Source organism: Dactylosporangium sp. NPDC049525 (assembly GCF_040676755.1).
Lineage (GTDB): Bacteria > Actinomycetota > Actinomycetes > Mycobacteriales > Micromonosporaceae > Dactylosporangium.
The window spans coordinates 22,715-40,738 of sequence record NZ_JBFAPO010000080.1; the positions used below are offsets into that span (position 1 = coordinate 22,715).

Consider the following 18,024-nt stretch of genomic DNA (forward strand, 5'->3'; position numbering starts at 1 on the left):
GTCGCCCGACCACACACGGACGCCACCTGGCTGAGACCACAATGGTTGGATGACCAGGCTCACCATCCGCGGTCGCCTCACGCTCTGGTACGCGGCTGTCTTCGCCGGCACCGGCGCTGTCGTGCTCACGCTGATGTACCTGTTCGTGCGGCGCGAGTTCTTCAGCGCCAGCGACGCCCTGGTCGCCGACCTCACCGTCGCCGACAGCACCGCCATCGCGCCCATCTGCACCGGCACCGGCACCGGCAACGTCATCGAGGCGAGTCCGCAGCCCGCTACGGCGGTCGAAATGGCCACCACCACGGCCCGCAGCGACGCGCTGCGCACGATCGTGTTCGAGACGGGGGGCGTCTTCGTCGCGCTGGCCGTCGTCTCGCTGGTGTTGTGCTGGCTGGTCGCCGGCCGGGCGCTGCGCCCGCTGCGGCAGATCACCAGCACCGCCGCGGCGCTGTCGCACGACGCGATGGACGCCCGGATCGGGCTGCACGGGCCACGTGACGAGCTGCGCACCCTCGCGGTCACGTTCGACGCGATGCTCGACCGGCTCGCCCTCGCGTTCCAGGGGCAGCGGCTGTTCGTCGCCAACGCCTCGCACGAGCTGCGCACGCCCCTGACCATCATCCGCACCGCCGCGGAAATGGCCCTGTCCCGCCCGGTCCGCACCGAGGAGCAGTACCGTCAGGCGCTGCAGACGGTCGCCACGGCCGCCGCGCGCAGCGACGCGATGCTCACCAGCCTGCTGCAGCTGGCGCAGACGCAGCGCGGTGCCGTGCGCCAGCCGGTCGACCTGGCCACCGTGGCCGCCGGCGCGGTGGCGGCCTGGCCGCCGGACGCCCCGCGGCTGCACCACCGGCTCGCGCCGGCGCGCTGCACCGGCGACCCGGTGCAGCTGGAGCTGGTCCTGCGCAACCTGCTGGACAACGCCGCCCGGTACAACGTCGCCGGCGGCGAGGTGTGGCTGACCACCGGTCACGACGCCGGCCACGACACCGGGCACGACGGCGGCACTGCCTGGCTGCGCGTCGACAACACCGGGCCGGTCGTGGAGTCCGCCGAGCTGCCGGCGCTGCGGCAGGCGTTCCAGCGGGGCGAGGGCCGACGGACCGGCGCGTCGGGTGCCGGGCTGGGGCTGGCGATCGTGGAGGCCGTCGTCGCCGCGCACGACGCCACCTGGACCCTCGTCCCGCGCGACGGCGGGGGCCTGTCCGTGACCGTCGCCGTTCCGGGCCGGTGACCGCCGTGCTCCGGGTACTGGTCGTCGAGGACGACACCGTCCTCGCCCAGCTGATCGCCGACGGCCTGCGGGAGCACGACATGGTCGTCGACGTCGTCCACGACGGCGCCGCCGCCGTCAGCCGGGTCACCGACGTGGCCGCGGATGTCGTCGTCCTCGACCGTGACCTGCCCGTCCTGCACGGCGACGACGTGACCAGGGCACTCATCCGGCTCGGTTCCCCGGCCCGCATCCTGATGCTGACCGCCGCCGCGTCCCTCGACAGCCGGGTCGAGGGCCTGTACCTGGGCGCCGACGACTACCTCGCCAAACCGTTCGCGTTCGCTGAGCTCATCGCGCGGGTGACCGCGCTCGGCCGGCGAGCGCCGAACCGGATCCCGACCGTCCTGCGCCACGGTGACCTCAGCGTCGACGTCGGCCGCCACGACGTGCGCCGCGGCGGCCGGCCGGTGACCCTGACCCGCAAGGAGTTCGGCGTCCTCACCGAGCTGCTGCGCGCCGACGGCGAGGTCGTCAGCGCGGAGCACCTCCTCAACCGGGTCTGGGACGAACACGCCGACCCGTTCACCACCGCCGTGCGCACCACGGTCAAGACGCTGCGCCAGAAGCTCGGCGACCCCGACCCGATCGTCACGGTCGTCGGCCGCGGCTACCGCATGGCCTGAGAGGACGCGGGCCGGCATCGGGTCAGCTGTGGGCGACCCCGAACGGCAGGACCCGCCGGTAGCGCCGGGCGGGGCGGGCGAGGTGCAGCATGGCGGCGCCGACGAGCAGCGCGGTCAGCCCGGCCAGGGCCAGGCCGGTCAGGTTGTGCCCGGTGACGGCCAGGGTGGTGCTGGTGGTGTCGACGGTGACGGCGAGCGCCATCGAGCGCAGCGACCCGTCCGGGGCGGCGCCCTGGGCGAGGACGGTGTGGGTGCCGTCGGCGAGGGAGGCCGGCACGGTGACGGGCTTGCTGAAGTTGCCGTCGGCGTCGGTGATGACGGTGCCGAGATTGACCGGCGTCGAGTAGATGGTGATCGTGGCGGTGGAGTGCGGCGCGAAGCCGGTGCCGATCACGACGATCTGCTGGCCGGGCTCGGCGGTACTGATGCGGCCCTTGTCGGTGGTCAGGGTGAGATTGGTCGCCGGTGGCGCGGCGGGCGCGGCCGGTGGTGCCGCAACGACCGCGGTGGACGGTCCGGCCGGCGGTGAGTCGCCGGACGCGGAGTTCGCCACGACCGTGATGGTGTAGGTGACGCCGGCCTCGGCCCCGAGCACGCAGCTGGTCGGTGCCGGGTCGCTGACGAGGGTGGAGCAGGTCGCCGGGCCGGGGCTGGCGATCGCGGTGTACCCGGTGACCGGCGCACCGCCGGCCGGGGCCGCCGTCCAGGTCACGGTGATCGACGAGGTACCGGCGACCGCGGAGACCCCCGCGGGTGCGGCGGGCGGGGCGGTGGGCGTCACCGTGGCCGCGGCGGTGGCCGGTGACGGGCCGGCGGCGTTGCGGGCCCGGATCCGGATCGCGGCCTGGTTGCCGTTGCTCAGGCCGGTGACGGTGCCGCTGCGGGTGCCGGCGGCGCCGTCAGCGGTCGGGAAGGTCTGCCAGGTGTCGCCGTCGAGGCTGTACTCGTAGCCGGTGATCGGGCTGCCGTTGTCCGCGCCGGGCGTGAACGTCAGGGTCGCCGATCCGTTGCGGGCCGCGGCGGTGAGGGCGGTCGGCGCGTCCGGCGGGCCGGCGTTCGGGGTGACCGGGCCCGTCGGGCAGGCGGTGTACTGGCCGAGGATCTTCCCGCTGCCGGTGCCGGTGAACGTGCCGTTGATGGTCGCGTCGGACGGGGCGAGGTTCGACCCGCCGAACACCTTCCAGGCGATGGCGCAGACGCCGGCCGGGACCGTGTAGGCGATGTCCTGACCGCCGCCGTTCCCCGGCGTGATCAGGATGTCGTAGTTGACGGGTGCCGCCACCGCAGGCGGCGCGACGAGCACGGTTGCGGTGCCCAGTACCAGTCCCACCGCAGTCGCGGCGCGCCAGATCTGACCGGCGTCGCGCATCGTTGTCCCCCGCACTCGTCCTCATGTGACCGTGCGTAAGGTATGTCATCACAGAACGATGTATGGAGCGATACCGTCGACCCGTCGGCGGCCGGATGGTGCGGGCGGGCGCAGCGGTACGGTGCTCCGATGGACGGGGGCCGAGAACGCGAGCTGGGCGAGGCGTGCATCCTGGCGATGCGCAACTACCGGCAGATCGAGCTCATCGCCGACCGCAGCTACGGATATCCGGCGGCGATACCGGTGGCGTGGGCGCGGCTCGGCGACTGGAGCCGGGCGGAGTTCCTGGCCGAACACATCGGCCCGGCGGCTCAGGCGTACGCCGGGCTGGCCGAGGTCGCCGCCGCCGGCGGTGACGCGGAGCGGTTCCGGCGCATGCTGGACGCGGCCCGCGACCCGGCGCGGCAGCACGGGTTCGACTGGTTCACGTCCCGCGACCGCACGGTCCTCAGCCGGGCCGCCGCGCGGCTGGGCCGCCCCGGCCTCGCCCGGGACCTGCTGCGCGAGGCCGAGACGGCGCTGCGGCGCACGTCCGGCGGGACGGACACCGACCGGCGGGCCGAGGCGCTGGCGAAGGTCGCCCAGGCGTACGCCGCGATCGGCGACCGGCGGCACGCCCGCAAGCTCGTCGCCGAGGCGGAGGGCCAGTTGGACGGGCTGCGCGACGCCGGCATGCGGGCGTACTACCTGTCGCTGATCGCGTTCGCGTCGGCCGAGGTCCGGGGTGTGAACGCGGCGGTCCGGTCGTTCCCGGACCCGCGCCACCCGGCGTACACGGCACGCGTCCACGCCGGCTTTGCCCGGGCCGCCGCCGCGGCGGGAGACCGCGACGCGGCCGGCCGGCTGCTCGACACGGCCGCGGGCCGGCTGCTGACGGTGCCGGAGGCTGACGGCACCGTCGTGCACGGCATGAGCGAGCTGCGGTTGCGGGAGGCGCTGCTCGCGCTGGCCAAGGTGGCCGCGACGGCGGCCCGCGTCGGCGAGCCGCAGCGGGCCCGCCGGTGCCTGGAGGTCGCCGGCGGGGCGGTCCGCCGCCTCGGCTACGACGGCAGCCAGCACCAGCTGCTGGTCCGCCTGGCCACGGTGCACGAGCTGCTCGGCGACCGGGCGGCCGCGACCGGACTGGTCGAACACGTCACCGACCCGGACGCCCGGCTGACGGCACTGACCCGGCTGGCCCAGGCCGCGGCGGAGACCGGCGACGAGGAGCGCGCCGGCACGCTGTTCGACCAGGCCGGCACCCTGGCACTGGCCGACCCGCGGCCCCGCCGCCAGCAGGTCGAGCCGCGGCTGGACCTCGTCGTCGCACTGGCCGAGGCCGGACGACCCGAGCCGGCCGAACGGATCCTGCGCGCGATGAGCCGCACCCGGCTGCCGTTCTGGGAGCTCCTGGCGCTGACCGGGGCGGTTGCCGAGGTGGGCCGTCTGGACCAGGCGCAGCCGCTGCTGGCGATCGCCTCGGCCGGCCACGACGAGGACCTGCGGGCGCGCATGCTGCCGGCCCTCACCGAGGCGGCCGGGCGCACCGGCCGGCTGTCTCTTGTGGACGAACTCGTCGAGCCCGCCCTCCGCGCCCCGCACCTGCGCAAGGCCGCCGCCGGCGCCGCCGAGGCCGGCCGCTTCGAAACGGCGCTGGAGCTGCTCACCCGCGCCGCAGAGCTGGACCGGGAGGCGCCGGCGCCCGGCGGGGTGTGGATGCTCGGCCCGGACCCGGCGACCCGGGTCGCGCTCCTGGCGCTGCGGGCCGGCAGCCCGCTGGTCGACGACTTCTGCCGGCTGGCCCGGCCGCCCGAGCGGGCGGGCTGGTCGATGCCGGCGCTCGACGGAATCCGCGGCGACCTCGAGCCGGTGGTGCGGCAGGTGACGGACGGCGCCCCGCCGATCGCGGACGCCGTGGCCGCGCTCGCCGCCGTCGCCGCCGCCCGGGGGCGCGCGGACGTCGTCGGGTCCCTGATCGACCTCGGCGTCCAGGCCAGCCTCAACTGGTCGGGAGCCGTGCCCGCGGCGATCAGCGGGGAACTGTCCACGCTCGCCGTCGCGGCCGCCGAACTGGACCAGCCGGACCGCGCGGACGCCCTCCTGCAGCGGCTGGCGAAGGCCCGCCCGGACCAGCGGGCGCCGGCGCTTGCGGCGCGGGCACAGGCGTACGAGCGCGCCGGCGAGACCGCACGCGCCCGGGAGGTCGCGGGCGAGGCGTTCGCCTGCCTGCTGTCCCGCGAGGGCGGAGCGGCCGGCACCGACCGCGCGATCGCCGCATGCGTCCGCACCTGGGCCGCCATGGATCCGCAGCGGTGCCGCGCCGCGCTGGCCCACGCCCTGGCGACCCGGCCGACGGAGACGCCCCAGTTCCTCGCCGCCGTGCCCCTCGCCGATCCGGCGCTCACAGACCTTGTCGTCGCGCTGCTGGCCGGCGAGGACCCGCCGGTGTGACCCGAGCCGGCCGGGCACCCGGCGGGTGCTGCGACCCGCCGTCGGAGGTCTGACCGGGTGGCTGCCGGCCGGTACCATCACGGGCATGGGCCGGTGGGTCGGCACGGGGTATGGGACCTTCCTGCTCGGCACCGGTATGGGCCTGATCACCAACCTGATCACCGGCGACCCGTCGCACTGGCCGGCCGCGCTGCAGCCCATCGCGACCTACTCCCCCGCGATCGGCGCCGGCCTGCTGGTCGCCGTCGGGGTGAAGGCCGCGTGGGACGTCCGGCGGGCCGGCATCCACCGTCCCGTGTGGAGCGACGGCAACCCGTGGCCGGGCCTCACCGCGTACACGTCGCGCTGGGCCGGTGTCTACTTCGGCCGGACCCGCGAGGCGGAGGACCTGCTCGCCCGGGTCCGTGACGCCCGCAGCGGCGCCGGCCGGTCCGTCAGGCCGGTGGCCGGAGCCACGCCTCGAACTCCTCGGGTGTGGCGACGCCGTGCTCGAGGACGGCGGTGTAGATCTCGAAGCCGCTCACCTCGTCCGGGTACTCCGGGCGCCGATGCCAGACGTCCTTGATGCGCAGGATCCGCAGCCGCTGCTCGCCGGTGAGCGAGGCTGCCAGCCCTCGGTGGTACGCCGTCACATCCGCATGGTCGTCGTGCAGCCAGATCGACAGGTCCACCCGCCACGCACCGACCCGCAGCGCCACGTGGAAACGCTCGTCGCGTCGCTGCCCGGTCGGGGAACGGTCCCCGCGTTCGTCGACGTAGTCGAAGCCGGTGAGGTCGGGCAGGTCGACCACCCGGTCGAGCAGCGCCAGCACGTCGCGCGGGCCGAACGACGGCCCGCCCAGCAGCATCACGTCCAGATCGCGCCACACCATCAGGCCGGACACGAAGCTGCCGGTCGGCGCGAGCGGACCGAGGCGATCGAGCCGGGCCAGCAGCCGGGCGCCGTCGGCCTGCAGGGCCGCCTGCCGCGCAACGAGTTCCGTGTCGGCCTCCTTCATCCCGCCACTCCAGCGCACCACCCCGGCGTTCCGCAACCACGCCGTCAGGTGTGCTGCCGGGACATTTTCCGGTGCTGTTCGTGGTTCGCGCTCAGTACCGGTCCCGTGCCGCCGATGTAGCTGCTAGGGAGCAGGACGGTGGGATCGGGGGTGCGCACGTGGGCATGTTCGCCGATATCGGCATCGTGCAGAAAATCGGGGTGCTCTGCGCCGCGGGAGTGGTGGTGTCCGCGGTCACCGGCGCCACCGGCATCGCCGCGCAGCTGAAGCTGACCGATCAGGCCCGCATCGTACGTGACCTGCAGGAAGCCAGTGGCCTGATGCACCACCTCGACACCCGCGAGGCGGAGCTCAAGGTGGACGCCTACCGAGCCCTTGCCGAGGGCGACATCGCGGCGATCATCGCGGACCTGCCCGACGACCTCGGGTCGGTCACCGACACCATCGCCGAGCTGGACCAGATCAAGCTGCCGCCCGCGATCCGCCAGGACGTCGACGACATCAAGGCCGACGCGCTCGCCTTCAACACGTTCATCGACACGTTCGTCCGCGACGCCCAGCGGGACCAGGCGTCGGTGCGGGCCCGCGAACCCGAGGTCGCCGAACGCAACCACGCCGTCGACGACAAGCTCGGCGCGCTGCAGGACGCGATCGACGCGCAGGTGGCACGGGAACGCGCCACGATGAGGGAGGCCCAGGCCACCGCCCGCTGGTCGACCATCGGCGTGATCGCCATCGGCATCCTGTTCTTCCTGCTGCTGTCGGTACCGGTCATCCGGGCGATCAGTGGTCCCGTCCGCCGGGTACGCAACGTCATCGAGGCACTGGCCCAGGGCGATCTCACCAGCCGCTCCGGCGTCACCGGTCGCGACGAGATCGGGCAGATGGCGGTCGCCCTCGACAACGCCATCGACAGCATCCACGGTTCGATCGTCGAGGTGAGCAGCAGCTCCCACGCGCTGGCCGGCGCGTCCCGCAACCTTGAGAAGGTCAACCAGGGGATCTCGAACGCCGCCGTGGCGTCCAGCCGGCAGATGACCGAGGCGTCGACCGCCTCGGACGCGGTGTCCCGGCACGTCAACGTGATCGCCGCGGGTGCGGAGGAGATGGGCGTCGCCATCCAGGAGATCGCCCGCAACGCCGCCGACGCGGCCGGTGTCGCCTCCGGTGCGGTCCGCGAGGCGGCCGCCGCCAACGAGACCGTCGACAAGCTGGCCGAGTCGTCGACGGAAATCGGCTCCGTGCTGAAGCTCATCACCGCGATCGCCGAGCAGACGAACCTTCTCGCGCTCAACGCCACCATCGAGGCCGCCCGCGCCGGAGAGGCGGGGAAAGGTTTCGCCGTCGTGGCCAACGAGGTCAAGGACCTGGCCCAGGAAACCGCGAAGGCCACCGAGGGCATCCGGCAACGCGTCACCACGATCCAAGCCGGCACCGGCGCGGCCGCCCAGGCCATCCGCCGGATGTCCGAGGTCGTGGAGGAGATCAACCAGTACCAGGCGACGATCGCCTCCGCCGTCGAGGAACAGTCCGCCACCACCGCGGAGATGAGCCGCTCGGTCGCCCAGGCCGCCGTCGGCGCGGAGACGATCGCCGGCAACATCGCCGGCGTCGCGGACGCGACCACGACCACCACCAATGGCGTCACCGCCACCCAGGACGCCGTCACCGAGCTGGGCGCGATGTCCGAGGACCTGCGCCGCCTGGTCGGCCAGTTCCGGCTGTAGCCAACGGGTCCGCGTCCGGCGCGGCCATGGCGAGGGCTTCCCATTTTCCCGGGACCGGTGCGGGCCTAGCGTCGAGCTGTGCGGCAGATGAGCTTCTCCGAGGTGTCGACCAGCGGCTCCGTGCCCGGTCTGGGCGCCTATCCGGCGGGTGACGCCGAAGCGATCCGGGCCACCGCGGCCGCCCTGCGGCGGGTGGCGGGAACGCTCGGGGCGGTGCCCCAGCCGAGCATCGGCGGGTGGCGGTCGCCGGCCGCCTCGCGGATCCGGGCCCAGCTCACCGGCGCCGCTGCCGCCGCCCACCGGCATGCCGGTGAGGTGCGGGCCGGCGCCGACGCGCTGGAGCGGGCGGCCGACACGCTCGAAGCCGATCAACGGCAGTGGCGGCTGGCGAAGTGGCGAATGGAGCTGGCCGAGCAATGAGCGCAACCATGACCGTCGACGCCGCGGCGATGCGGGTCGCCATCCCTGCCGTCACGGCGCTCCTCGACACCCTCGACAGCGCGATCGCCGGCCTCGGCGGCATCGACATGCCGGCCGGCGTGCCACCGGCGATCGGCGCGCGGGTGCGGCACACCGTGGCCGCCGCCGAGCGGGAGCTGCGCACCGCCGCGCGGCGGCTCGACGGCATCCCCGACGAGCTGCTGCGCCGCGTCTCCGCCGCGCAGTTCGCCGAGTCGCCGGCCCTGCAGGCGGCCGGGTTCAGCCTGCCGCTGCTGACCTTCTACGCCAAGTCGTTCTCGATCCCGGAGCTCAAGGGCGCGGGCGCGGCCGGCACCGCGTTCGGTGGCGTGTTCCGGCAGTTGCGTGGCGGCGGCGGACCGCTGACCTGGGACGCGTTCCGGGCCGAGTACGCGCGGCTCAAGGGGGCGACCAAGGGCGCCGGCGCGGCGGGGAAGCTCGGCGCGTTCAGCCGGGGCGCGGGACGGGCCCTCGTCGGTGTCGACGCGGCGGTGACGGGCTACTCGAACCTTCGCAACCCGTACCTCACCAACACCCAGAAAGTCACTCGGACCGCGGCTTCGGTGGCGGCGGACGCGGCCGTGGCCGGTGGGGCGGGCGCCATGGGCTCGGCGGCCGCGGCGGCCATGTTCGGCACCGCCGCCGGTGGTCCCGCCGGCGCGGTCATTGGCTTCGGGGCCGGGATGGCGTGGGGCTTCGCCGACAGCAAGCTGCACATCTCCGACAAGGTCGGCGACGCGGCGGCCGACGCGGTCGACGCCGTGGGCGATGCGGCCGGGTCGGTCGTCAAGGGCGCCGGCGCCAAGGCGAAGGGCGCGATCGAGGGCGCCGGCAACCTGGTGGGCCTGTGACGGACTGGGAGCGCATGCCGGGTCCGGCCGCGGTCGTCCGCGTCGCGCTGCCCGCCGGCGTGGCACGCACCGCGCCGCTGGCCGCCATCGTCGCCGACGCGACGGCCGGCCTGGCCGCACGCTTCGCCGCCGTGCGAGCGATCCACGCTGAGACCTCGGGTCGCATTGTGCATCTGGTACACGCAGCGACCGCCCCTGACGGTGAGGGCATCGTGGTCGAGACCCGGTTGGACCGCGAGGGGGCGGTGTTCAGCTGGGTCTCGCCCATGCACCGCTACCTCACCGACCGCGCCGCCGCCCGGCGGGCGATGGCGGGTCGCCGGGCACGTCCGGGCGCCGGGGATCCGGATCGGGACGGCGTACCACTCGCCGAGGCCTGGCTGGAGCTCGACGGCGCGGTGCTCACCGCCCGCCGGTGCGGCCCCGTCGCCGAATGCGGTGCGACGGTGCCGGTGCCGGCGTCGACGTTGCCCGCGCTGCTCGCCGAGGCGGTGGGCCTGTCGCCCCGCCCGGCTCCGGAGCGGGTGGAGCTGACGCTCGGCTCGCGGGACGACCTCGACGGCTTCGCCCGCTGGCGGCTGGACTGGCTCGTCGGCCGCGGCGACATGACGCAACCCGACGGCGACTGGTCGGCGGCGCACGTCTCGGCCGCCGGGACCCTGGAGGTCGTCGACCGCGGGCCCGCATTCCCGTTGCTCCGCGTCCTGGACGAGCTGCCCGGCCCGTTGGCCGCCGACGCCGCGGAAGCAGACCCGACCGGCGGCTGCGTCGGTGTCGTGGCGATCACCCCGGCTGAGGTCTTCGCCCTCCTGGCCGCCCTGGCCGGCTGAACGCGCCGGCCCGGCGTCATCGGACGGCGATAAGCGCAACTTATGGCAGGGACCGCAGCCGGTATTGGACCGCAAGGCTGCCCGCCCGCCAGCCTTGACGGATGTCGATGCGAAGGACAGCCGGCAGGCTGCTGATGATGGTGGCGCTGCTTGCCGGGGCGGCCGGATGTGGCGGGCGCGAACCGGGGCACTACGTCGTGCCGCCCGACGGGCTCTGCGCGGCGGTGGGGCTCACGCCGTTCGATCCCGCGGTCACGGAGGTCGAAGCGGAGCCGGCGTCGCGGCGGGTCGACATCGACGAGGTCGAGCTGCGGTGCACCTGGTCGCTGCGGTTCTACGGGGAGCCCTGGACCGTGACCGCGACCGCGGACGTCTTCGACGGCGTCACCACCGGCGCCAAGCCCGCGTTCCAGTCCCTGGCCGGACCGGCCGCCACCCCGGCGGCCTCGGCGCCCGCGACCTCCCACGGCTTCGGCACGTGGACGAAGGTCGGCCCGCACGGCTACTGGAGCCTGACCGAGCCCACCCGGCCGGCGGGCGGCGACCTGCGAGGCGACCTGAGGTACGAGGTGGCGTGGTGGGACGGCAACCTGGTGGCGCGGGTCCAGCTGGGGCGCCCTGTCCTGTTCACCCCGGACCTGGCGCAGGCGAAGGCGAACGCGAAGACCTGGGGCGACGCCCTGGCCCTGCGGATCGCCGCCTGCCTCTCCGGCCCGCAAGGTCGGCGTGGCACGGCCGGGTCCTCGCCGGTGGTGCGGTGAACGACGAGCCCCGCCCCGGGCGATGCCGGAGCGGGGCTCGAGCCCGTTCACCACACGCAGCCGAGCAGCTCCCCGAGTGACGGGTCGGCCGGTGGCTGGCTGGTGATGCCGTAGAACCGTGGCATGCCGGCGTTCCAGGTCCGGTAGATGGCCCTGCCGCCGCGGGCGCAGTCGAAGAAGACGGCGGCTTCGGAGCGGTCGAATCCGGGGTAGGACTCGACCCGGGAGTAGAAGTGGTTGGTGGAGATGCCGTTGCAGCTCGTGCCGCCCGTGGTGCAGCTGAAGCCGTGGATTGCCAGCCCGCCCGGCAGCGCCGTGCCCGGCGCGTACGCCAGACCGACCTGGAACTGCTGCCGGCCGTAGCCGGCCGGGATGTTGCCCTCGGCGCGCAGGACCCAGACGTTCAACGAGTTGTGCTGGTAGATCCAGTAGTTGACCAGGCCCCAGGGTGAGTAGTGGATGGTCACCCGCGTGCCGATCGGCACGGTGCCGGGCGGCGGGTCCTGGCTGAAGACGACGTTCGTGGAGGGGTTCGGCTCCTCGGCCCGCGCGCAGTCCAGCGCCTGCGCGGCCAGGGCGGCGCAGGCCGCGTCCGGGGCCATCTTCGTCACGTCGGGCAGGGTGGTGTCCGAGCTGTAGAAGGTCAGGGTGACCGGCCGCCGGACCGGCTGCACGGTGCCCGGTGCCGGGCTCTGTGCGTAGACGACGCCGGGCTGCTGACCGGTGCCCGCGGCACTGCGACCGACCGCCCGCACGCAGGCGAACCCGTCCGCCTCGACCGCCGCGCACGCCGCGTCGATCGGCAGGCCGGTGTAGGTGCCGACGGTGGCGTCGCCGGCGAAGACCGTGACGGTGACCGTGTCGCCGGTGGCCGCGACCGTGCCGGCCGCCGGGTTCTGCCCGTAGACGGCGCCGGGGACCTGGCCCGCGCGGGTGGCGGGCACACCCACGACGACCACGCAGCGCATCTTGTACTGCTGGACCCGCTGGCATGCCTCGCCCTGCGTCTGACCGGTCAGGTCCGGCAGCGCGATCGTCACCGGGAACGTGATCGTGACGGTGGCGTTGCGGTCGGCGGGCCGGTCCGCCGCCGGGTTCTGGGCGGTGACGCGCTCCAGCAGGTCGGGCGAGGCGACTGGCGCGGTCCGGTCGGGGCGCTCGGCGCAGGTCAGCTTGGCCGCCCGCACGGCCCGGCAGGCGTCGGACCGCGACAGGCCGGCCAGGGTGGGTGTCCGCACCGGCGACACGTATCGCACGACGACCCGGGAATTGACCAGGACCTGGGTGCCGGCCGGCGGGTCGGTGCCCTTCACGCTGCCGGTGGCGCCGCCGCTGGTGCCGTCCGCGACCGGCCCGCAGCGCAGCTTCAGCTCGACCAGCCGCGCGCAGGCGTCCTTGTAGTTGGTGCCCGCGGCGAAGCTCGGCACGGCGACCTTCTCCGTGGACGGCGTCCCGCCCGGGGCGGGCTGCGAGCCGGTGTCGCCCGGGTTCCCGCCCTGGCCGGTCGTGGTGTCGCCGGTGTTCTGCGACTGGGAGTCGGTCACGTCCGGGCTGGCGCCCTTGTCGACGTAGTGTTCGTGGCCGTCGGCGTCGACGAGCAGCGCACGCTGGTCGTACTGGTTGTTGGCCCACACCCGCCCGCCGGTGACCTCCAGCGTGAAGCGGCCCTTGCGGCCCGGCACCTCCAGCGGCTTGGCTTCGGCGCGGCCGGTCTTCAGGTTGACCCGCAGCAGGACCGATTTGGTGTACTCGGGGACGTACGCCCACGTGTCGAGGACGACGGGCGCGCCGAGCTGGGCACCCGTCGTGAGCGGCAGGTCCACGGTGGTCAGGTGTCTGGTGCGCGGGTCCAGCGCGCCGAGCCTGCCCGAGCGTGGATCAACGGCGATGGCGTACCGCCCGGCGCCGCGCCACGATCCGGTGAGCAGATTGTTGCCGGTGACGCCGATCGGGCCGAGCAGCCGGGGCGCGTCACCGTCGACGGTGTAGGCGCTGCCCGGCTGCGTCACGACCACGGGGTGGCCGTCGGCGACCGTGATCCCGGCCGGTGCCTCGCCCAGGTGGACGGTGCGTTTCGCCTGCCCGGCCAGCACCTCGATGACGTCGCCCTTGCCGGTCAGGACCCAGGCGGACTCGCCGGCGGGCACCACGGCGAGGATGCCGTCGGCGACGCGGACGGGCGCGGTGGCGGGCTGACCGGGCCCGGGGATCACGGTGACGGTGTTGTCGGCGGTGTTCACCAGATACCCGTCGCGGCTGGTGGCGATCGGCTCGACCTGCCCAGCGGCGGGCGGCAGGCTCGTGGCGGCGGACGCGCTGGCGGTCGGCTTCGCCGAAGCCTGACCGGTCGGCTTCGAGGACGCGGCAGCGGCAGCGGTAGAGGCAGCGGCGGTGGCCGCGGGCGGCGTGACCGGGACCGGCGCGCCGCCGGGCGTCAGGGTGGCCGCGTCGAGGTACGTCACCGTGCCCGTCTTCTTGTTCACCACGGCGAGCCGGCCGTCGGGCAGCCGCACCGTCTGCAGCTCCTCCGATCCGGTGGCCAGCTGCATGGCGACCTCCGCGTCCGACCGGCCGGACTCGCCGTTGACGTGGACCACGGTGTGGCCGCGGGCCAGGAAGGCCGAGCCGTCGCCGAGCGCGGGCTGCGTCACCGTGTAGCCGACGCCGAGCCCGGCGGCGAGCGTACCCGCGCCGACCGCGACGGTCAGCAATGCGCTGCCGACCCGGGTCACCGGGCGTCGGGGCATGCGTCGGGGCATGCGCAGGAGGATGGTGCGGAGCCATTGAGGCATGGAAAACCCTTCGCCGCTTGGTGCCGCGTGCCCCGACAGGTTACAAAGTGCGTCAGGCGGGTGCATTGGCAACTCGTCCCCAATGCGGAGGGAGCGCCGTGGCGGATCTTGTGGTCACGAGCAAGGCCGGAGTGACGCACAGCGTGCCCGCGGGGGGCACGCTGACGTTCGGTCGCGCGACCAGCTGCACCGTCTGCCTGCACCCCGAGGACGGCGGGATCTCCCGGATCGCCGGGCAGGTCACGCAGGTCGGCGACGTCTGGTTCGTCACGAACCGCAGCGGGAGCCGGCCGCTGGCGCTGGTGGACCGGTTCGGGCTGCGCCGGGTGCTCGGCCCCGGTGAGCGCAACCCCGTCGAGGGACGCATCCGGGTGCTCGTCGACGGTTCCCTCGGCAGCCACGAGCTGGTCCTGGCGGGGCCGGAGCCGGCCGACCCCGGCGAGGACGGCATGGTCACCGGCCTGCCGACGGTTGCCGGGGCGGGCGTGGTCGTCAACGACGCGGACCGTCTCGCGCTCGTCGCGATGTTCGCCGGCTATCTGCTGGAGGGCGACCGCTACGACCCGGTCCCCCGCCCTTACGGCGCCGCCGCCAAGCGACTGGGCTGGGAGCGCACGACGCTGATCAAGCGGATCGAGTACCTGCGGGCCCGGCTCACCAAGGCGGGCGTGCCCAACCTGCAGGGCTTCACCGCGTTGCAGGGCCTCGCCGAGTACGTGCTCACCAACCGCATCATCACCCCGGCGGACCTCGTGCGGATCGGCCTGTAATCGGCCTCTGGCCGCGCGATTGGGGAGTGCTTCCGATATCGGGGCCGGTGCCGCGGCGCCTAGGTTCGGGTCGTCCGAAACCGAACCCAGGAGGACCCCGATGATCAAGGCCGAGCTCTCCCAGCTGGAAACCCTGTCCCGGCGGCTGCACACCTGCAGCGGCGAGGTCGACGACCTCAAGCGGGCCCTGACGACGCTGATCGGCACCACGACGTGGACCGGCGGCGCCTCCGACCGGTTCCGGCACGCGTGGGAGTCGCAGTTCCGCCCGGCGCTCGACGCGCTGGCCCGGGAGCTGACGAACGCCTCGCACGAGGTCGACCGCCGCAAGGTCGCCATCGACCACGCCGCGAACTGACCACAGCCCACAGTGGACCTCGACCTGGTGGTCGACACCGGCGCGGAACAGGTGCCGGTGGTCGTCGCCGCGCAGCCCTCGGCGACGGTCGCCGACCTCCGTCGCGCCCTGACCGACCTCGCCCTCACCACCGCCGCACCGGCCGCCGGGCCCGTCCTGCTCGACGGGCGGGCGCGGCTGAGCGACGACGCCCCGCTGTCGGCGTGCGGCCTGCGACCGGGCGCGGTGCTCGCCGTGTCCGGCGGCGGGGTCCGTCCCGCCCGGACACCGGCGGCCGGCACCGCGGAGGTGGCCGTCGTCGGCGGCCTGCACTGCGGCCTGTCGGCGGTGCTGCCCCCGGCGGGCACGGTGACGGTCGGCCGCGGCGACGGCAACGTCCTGCGCCTGCCCGACCCGGAGGTGAGCCGCACGCACGTCACGGTCCACGCCCAGCGCGACGGCCGCGCCGCCACCGTCACCGACCCCGGCTCGACGAACGGCATCCGGCTCGGCCGGTGGCGCCTGACCGGGCCGGCCCGCCTCGAGGTCGACGAGGCCGGGCGGGTGCTCGGCATCGGCGGTTCGGTCCTCGCCGTGCGGCGCCCGGACCGCCGGCCGGCCGAGTCCGCCCCGGGCCCCGACGGTCTGCGCCTGATCAACCGGCCGCCGCGGATCGCACCGCCGGACGCGTTGCCGGAACTGGTGGTGCCGACGCCGCCGAAACCACCGACCGGGTTCCGGTTCCCGTGGCTGGCCACGCTCGCCCCGGCCGTCGTCTGCGGCGCCCTGTACCTGGTGCTGCCGCCCGGCGGGTACGCCATCTACCTGCTGCTCATGATGGCCATGTCACCGATCCTGGCGCTGGCGAACCTGGTCCAGGACCGGCGGCACGGGCGGCGCGACCACCGGCGGGCGATGGCCGCCCACGCGACCGCGGCGGCCGGCTTCGAGGCGGCGCTGGCGGCGGCCGCCACGGCGGAGGAGATCGCGGCCCGGCTCGCCCATCCCGACCCGACCGAGGTGGTGGCCCGCACGCTGGCGCCGGCCGCCACGCTGTGGCAGCGACGCCGCACCGACGCCGACGCCCTGCACCTGCGGCTCGGCCTGCAAGACCGGCCGGCCCGCCTGCTGCTGCGGGCCGACCAGCCGACGGCCGACGAACCGTTGCCGGAGCTTCCGGTGGTCCGTGATGTACCGGTGTGCGTCGACCTCGCCGACGCCGGGGTGCTCGGGGTCGCCGGTCCCAGACCGATGACGCTCGCCGTCGCGCGTGCCCTGCTGCTGCACGCGGCGGCGCTGCGCTCCCCCGCGGATCTTGGCATCGTGCTGCTCACCGGCCGGGACGCGGCCGGTGACTGGGACTGGGTGACGTGGCTGCCGCACACCCTGCCGACGTTGGCCGCCGACTGCGCCCGGCTCGTCGCCACCGACGCGACACAGGCCGACGCGCGGCTCGCCGAGCTGCGCAGGCTCGTCGACGAGCGGATCGAGGAGCGCCGGCTGGCGCTGCGGCAGGGCCCGCCGCCGGGCCGCACGATGCTGGTCGTGCTCGACGGCGCCCGCCGCCTGCGCGACCTGCCGGGCCTGGCGGGCCTGCTCGCCGCGGGGCCCGCCGCCGGCGTCCACGCGATCTGCCTCGACGCCGACGAGCCGTCGCTGCCCGACGAGTGCGGCGCCACCCTGGTCGGCACCGACGGGACCGGCTCCCGGGCGATGCTGCGCCGCCGCGGGCACCCACCGGAGCCCGACGTGCTCGTCGACGGCCTGACCCTGCCGGCCGCCGCCGCGGCGGCCCGGGCGCTCGCCGCGCTGCGCCCGCTCGGCGAACACAGCGCGGACACCGCGCTGCCCGAGCGTGTGCGGTTGCTGGACCTGGTCGGCGAGATCGACGCGGACGCCGTCAAGGCCGGCTGGGGCCGTTCCCGGGACGGCCGGTCGACCACGGCCGTGCTCGGCACCGGCACCGCCGGGCCGGTGACCGTCGACCTGCGCCGGGACGGCCCGCACGCCCTGATCGCCGGGACCTCCGGCGCCGGCAAGTCCGAGCTGCTGCAGACCCTCGTCGCGTCGCTCGCGCTGGCCAACACCCCGGACGCGCTCACGTTCGTGCTGGTCGACTACAAGGGCGGCAGCGCCTTCGCCGCCTGCGCCGAGCTGCCGCACTGCGTCGGGCTCGTCACCGACCTCGACGGGCACCTCGCCAAGCGCGCCCTGGACTCCCTCGCCGCCGAACTGCGCCGCCGGGAGACGCTCTTCGCCGAGGCGGGCGCCACCGACATCGAGGACTACTGGGCGCGCACCGCGGCCCGGCTCCCCCGGCTGGTCATCATCATCGATGAGTTCGCGTCGCTGGTGGAGGAGCTGCCGGAGTTCGTCCCGGGGGTGGTCGGCATCGGCATGCGCGGCCGCAGCCTCGGCGTCCACGTGATCCTCGCGACCCAGCGGCCCGGCGGCGTGGTCACCGCCGACCTGCGCGCCAACGTCAACCTGCGCATCAGCCTGCGGGTCACGTCCGTCGCCGACTCGCAGGACGTCATCGACGCACCCGACGCCGCCCGCATCCCGCACCGCCGGCCCGGCCGCGCGTTCCTGCGGACCGGCCACGGCGAGCTCACCGAGTTCCAGGCCGCCCGCGTCGGCGGGCCCCGGCCGGGCACGGCCGAGGCGGGCCCGCCGGTCCGCGTCGCGCTGCGCCGCGTCGACGACCTGGGCCGCCCCCGTCCGGTGTCCGCCGCGGCGGACCCGTCGGGCCCGACCGACCTCACCGACCTCGTCGCGGCGATCCGGGCCGCCGCGGCCGG

Annotated in this window: 14 protein-coding genes; 11 read left to right on the top strand and 3 right to left on the bottom strand. The window is 74.9% G+C overall.

The features are described 5' to 3' along the window. Positions 1-49: 49 nt before the first annotated feature. Both AB0K00_RS52100 and AB0K00_RS52105 read left to right on the top strand, forming a co-directional pair. Positions 50-1,234: an ATP-binding protein gene (locus tag AB0K00_RS52100; RefSeq protein WP_363538304.1), complete on the top strand. Its 1,185-nt coding sequence runs from the start codon at positions 50-52 to the stop codon at positions 1,232-1,234. 5 nt (positions 1,235-1,239) lie between these two features. After that, positions 1,240-1,899 (top strand): response regulator transcription factor, encoded by a 660-nt coding sequence (locus AB0K00_RS52105; RefSeq protein ID WP_363538305.1) that lies wholly within the window; start codon positions 1,240-1,242, stop codon positions 1,897-1,899. Between the two features lie 22 nt (positions 1,900-1,921). On the opposite strand, the gene AB0K00_RS52110 is transcribed toward AB0K00_RS52105, so the two are convergent. Then, a complete protein-coding gene (locus AB0K00_RS52110) occupies positions 1,922-3,268 on the bottom strand; it encodes a fibronectin type III domain-containing protein (RefSeq protein WP_363538306.1) in 1,347 nt (448 codons plus the stop codon). 129 nt (positions 3,269-3,397) lie between these two features. Here AB0K00_RS52110 and AB0K00_RS52115 point away from each other — a divergent pair, with 129 nt between their 5' ends. Then, complete coding sequence (locus tag AB0K00_RS52115; RefSeq protein WP_363538307.1) at positions 3,398-5,698, top strand: hypothetical protein; 2,301 nt, start codon at positions 3,398-3,400, stop codon at positions 5,696-5,698. Positions 5,699-6,132: 434 nt separating this feature from the next. Here AB0K00_RS52115 and AB0K00_RS52120 read toward each other — a convergent pair whose 3' ends face one another. Then, entirely contained in the window at positions 6,133-6,696 is a 564-nt protein-coding gene (locus tag AB0K00_RS52120; protein ID WP_363538308.1) for a hypothetical protein, read from the bottom strand. 164 nt (positions 6,697-6,860) lie between these two features. Here AB0K00_RS52120 and AB0K00_RS52125 point away from each other — a divergent pair, with 164 nt between their 5' ends. The 5 genes from AB0K00_RS52125 to AB0K00_RS52145 all read left to right on the top strand — a co-directional run bounded on the left by AB0K00_RS52125 (position 6,861) and on the right by AB0K00_RS52145 (position 11,324). After that, a complete protein-coding gene (locus AB0K00_RS52125) occupies positions 6,861-8,423 on the top strand; it encodes a methyl-accepting chemotaxis protein (RefSeq protein ID WP_363538309.1) in 1,563 nt (520 codons plus the stop codon). A 78-nt stretch (positions 8,424-8,501) separates the two neighbouring features. Next, positions 8,502-8,843, top strand: coding sequence for a hypothetical protein (locus AB0K00_RS52130; protein ID WP_363538310.1), 342 nt, complete (start codon positions 8,502-8,504; stop codon positions 8,841-8,843). Continuing rightward, positions 8,840-9,733, top strand: a complete 894-nt coding sequence (locus tag AB0K00_RS52135; RefSeq protein ID WP_363538311.1) for a hypothetical protein — start codon at positions 8,840-8,842, stop codon at positions 9,731-9,733. The genes AB0K00_RS52130 and AB0K00_RS52135 overlap by 4 nt, the downstream gene beginning before the upstream one ends. Next, positions 9,730-10,563 carry a hypothetical protein gene (locus AB0K00_RS52140; RefSeq protein WP_363538312.1) on the top strand — a complete coding sequence of 278 codons (834 nt, stop codon included), beginning with the start codon at positions 9,730-9,732 and terminating at the stop codon, positions 10,561-10,563. Before AB0K00_RS52135 ends, AB0K00_RS52140 begins: the two co-directional genes overlap by 4 nt. A 107-nt stretch (positions 10,564-10,670) precedes the next feature. Next, positions 10,671-11,324, top strand: a complete 654-nt coding sequence (locus tag AB0K00_RS52145) for a hypothetical protein (RefSeq protein ID WP_363538313.1) — start codon at positions 10,671-10,673, stop codon at positions 11,322-11,324. A gap of 47 nt (positions 11,325-11,371) precedes the next feature. On the opposite strand, the gene AB0K00_RS52150 is transcribed toward AB0K00_RS52145, so the two are convergent. After that, a complete protein-coding gene (locus AB0K00_RS52150; protein WP_363538314.1) occupies positions 11,372-14,083 on the bottom strand; it encodes a PASTA domain-containing protein in 2,712 nt (903 codons plus the stop codon). 131 nt (positions 14,084-14,214) lie between these two features. Here AB0K00_RS52150 and AB0K00_RS52155 point away from each other — a divergent pair, with 131 nt between their 5' ends. From AB0K00_RS52155 to AB0K00_RS52165, 3 genes are all read left to right on the top strand, one after another. Further along, positions 14,215-14,886: a hypothetical protein gene (locus AB0K00_RS52155; RefSeq protein ID WP_363538315.1), complete on the top strand. Its 672-nt coding sequence runs from the start codon at positions 14,215-14,217 to the stop codon at positions 14,884-14,886. Positions 14,887-14,986: 100 nt separating this feature from the next. Further along, positions 14,987-15,244 carry a WXG100 family type VII secretion target gene (locus AB0K00_RS52160; RefSeq protein ID WP_327009878.1) on the top strand — a complete coding sequence of 86 codons (258 nt, stop codon included), beginning with the start codon at positions 14,987-14,989 and terminating at the stop codon, positions 15,242-15,244. A 12-nt stretch (positions 15,245-15,256) separates the two neighbouring features. Beyond that, the coding region (locus tag AB0K00_RS52165) for an FtsK/SpoIIIE domain-containing protein (protein ID WP_363538316.1) at positions 15,257-18,024 on the top strand (2,768 nt) is incomplete at its 3' end.

What these genes read in the sequence shown, in the direction of transcription:
- AB0K00_RS52125 (WP_363538309.1), top strand. Translation starts at nt 6,861, where the DNA reads ATGTTCGCCGATATCGGCATCGTGCAGAAAATCGGGGTGCTCTGCGCC.
- AB0K00_RS52160 (WP_327009878.1), top strand. Translation starts at nt 14,987, where the DNA reads ATGATCAAGGCCGAGCTCTCCCAGCTGGAAACCCTGTCCCGGCGGCTG.
- AB0K00_RS52135 (WP_363538311.1), top strand. Translation starts at nt 8,840, where the DNA reads ATGAGCGCAACCATGACCGTCGACGCCGCGGCGATGCGGGTCGCCATC.
- AB0K00_RS52120 (WP_363538308.1), bottom strand. Translation starts at nt 6,696, where the DNA reads ATGAAGGAGGCCGACACGGAACTCGTTGCGCGGCAGGCGGCCCTGCAG.
- AB0K00_RS52150 (WP_363538314.1), bottom strand. Translation starts at nt 14,083, where the DNA reads ATGCCCCGACGCATGCCCCGACGCCCGGTGACCCGGGTCGGCAGCGCA.
- AB0K00_RS52115 (WP_363538307.1), top strand. Translation starts at nt 3,398, where the DNA reads ATGGACGGGGGCCGAGAACGCGAGCTGGGCGAGGCGTGCATCCTGGCG.
- AB0K00_RS52145 (WP_363538313.1), top strand. Translation starts at nt 10,671, where the DNA reads ATGCGAAGGACAGCCGGCAGGCTGCTGATGATGGTGGCGCTGCTTGCC.
- AB0K00_RS52100 (WP_363538304.1), top strand. Translation starts at nt 50, where the DNA reads ATGACCAGGCTCACCATCCGCGGTCGCCTCACGCTCTGGTACGCGGCT.
- AB0K00_RS52110 (WP_363538306.1), bottom strand. Translation starts at nt 3,268, where the DNA reads ATGCGCGACGCCGGTCAGATCTGGCGCGCCGCGACTGCGGTGGGACTG.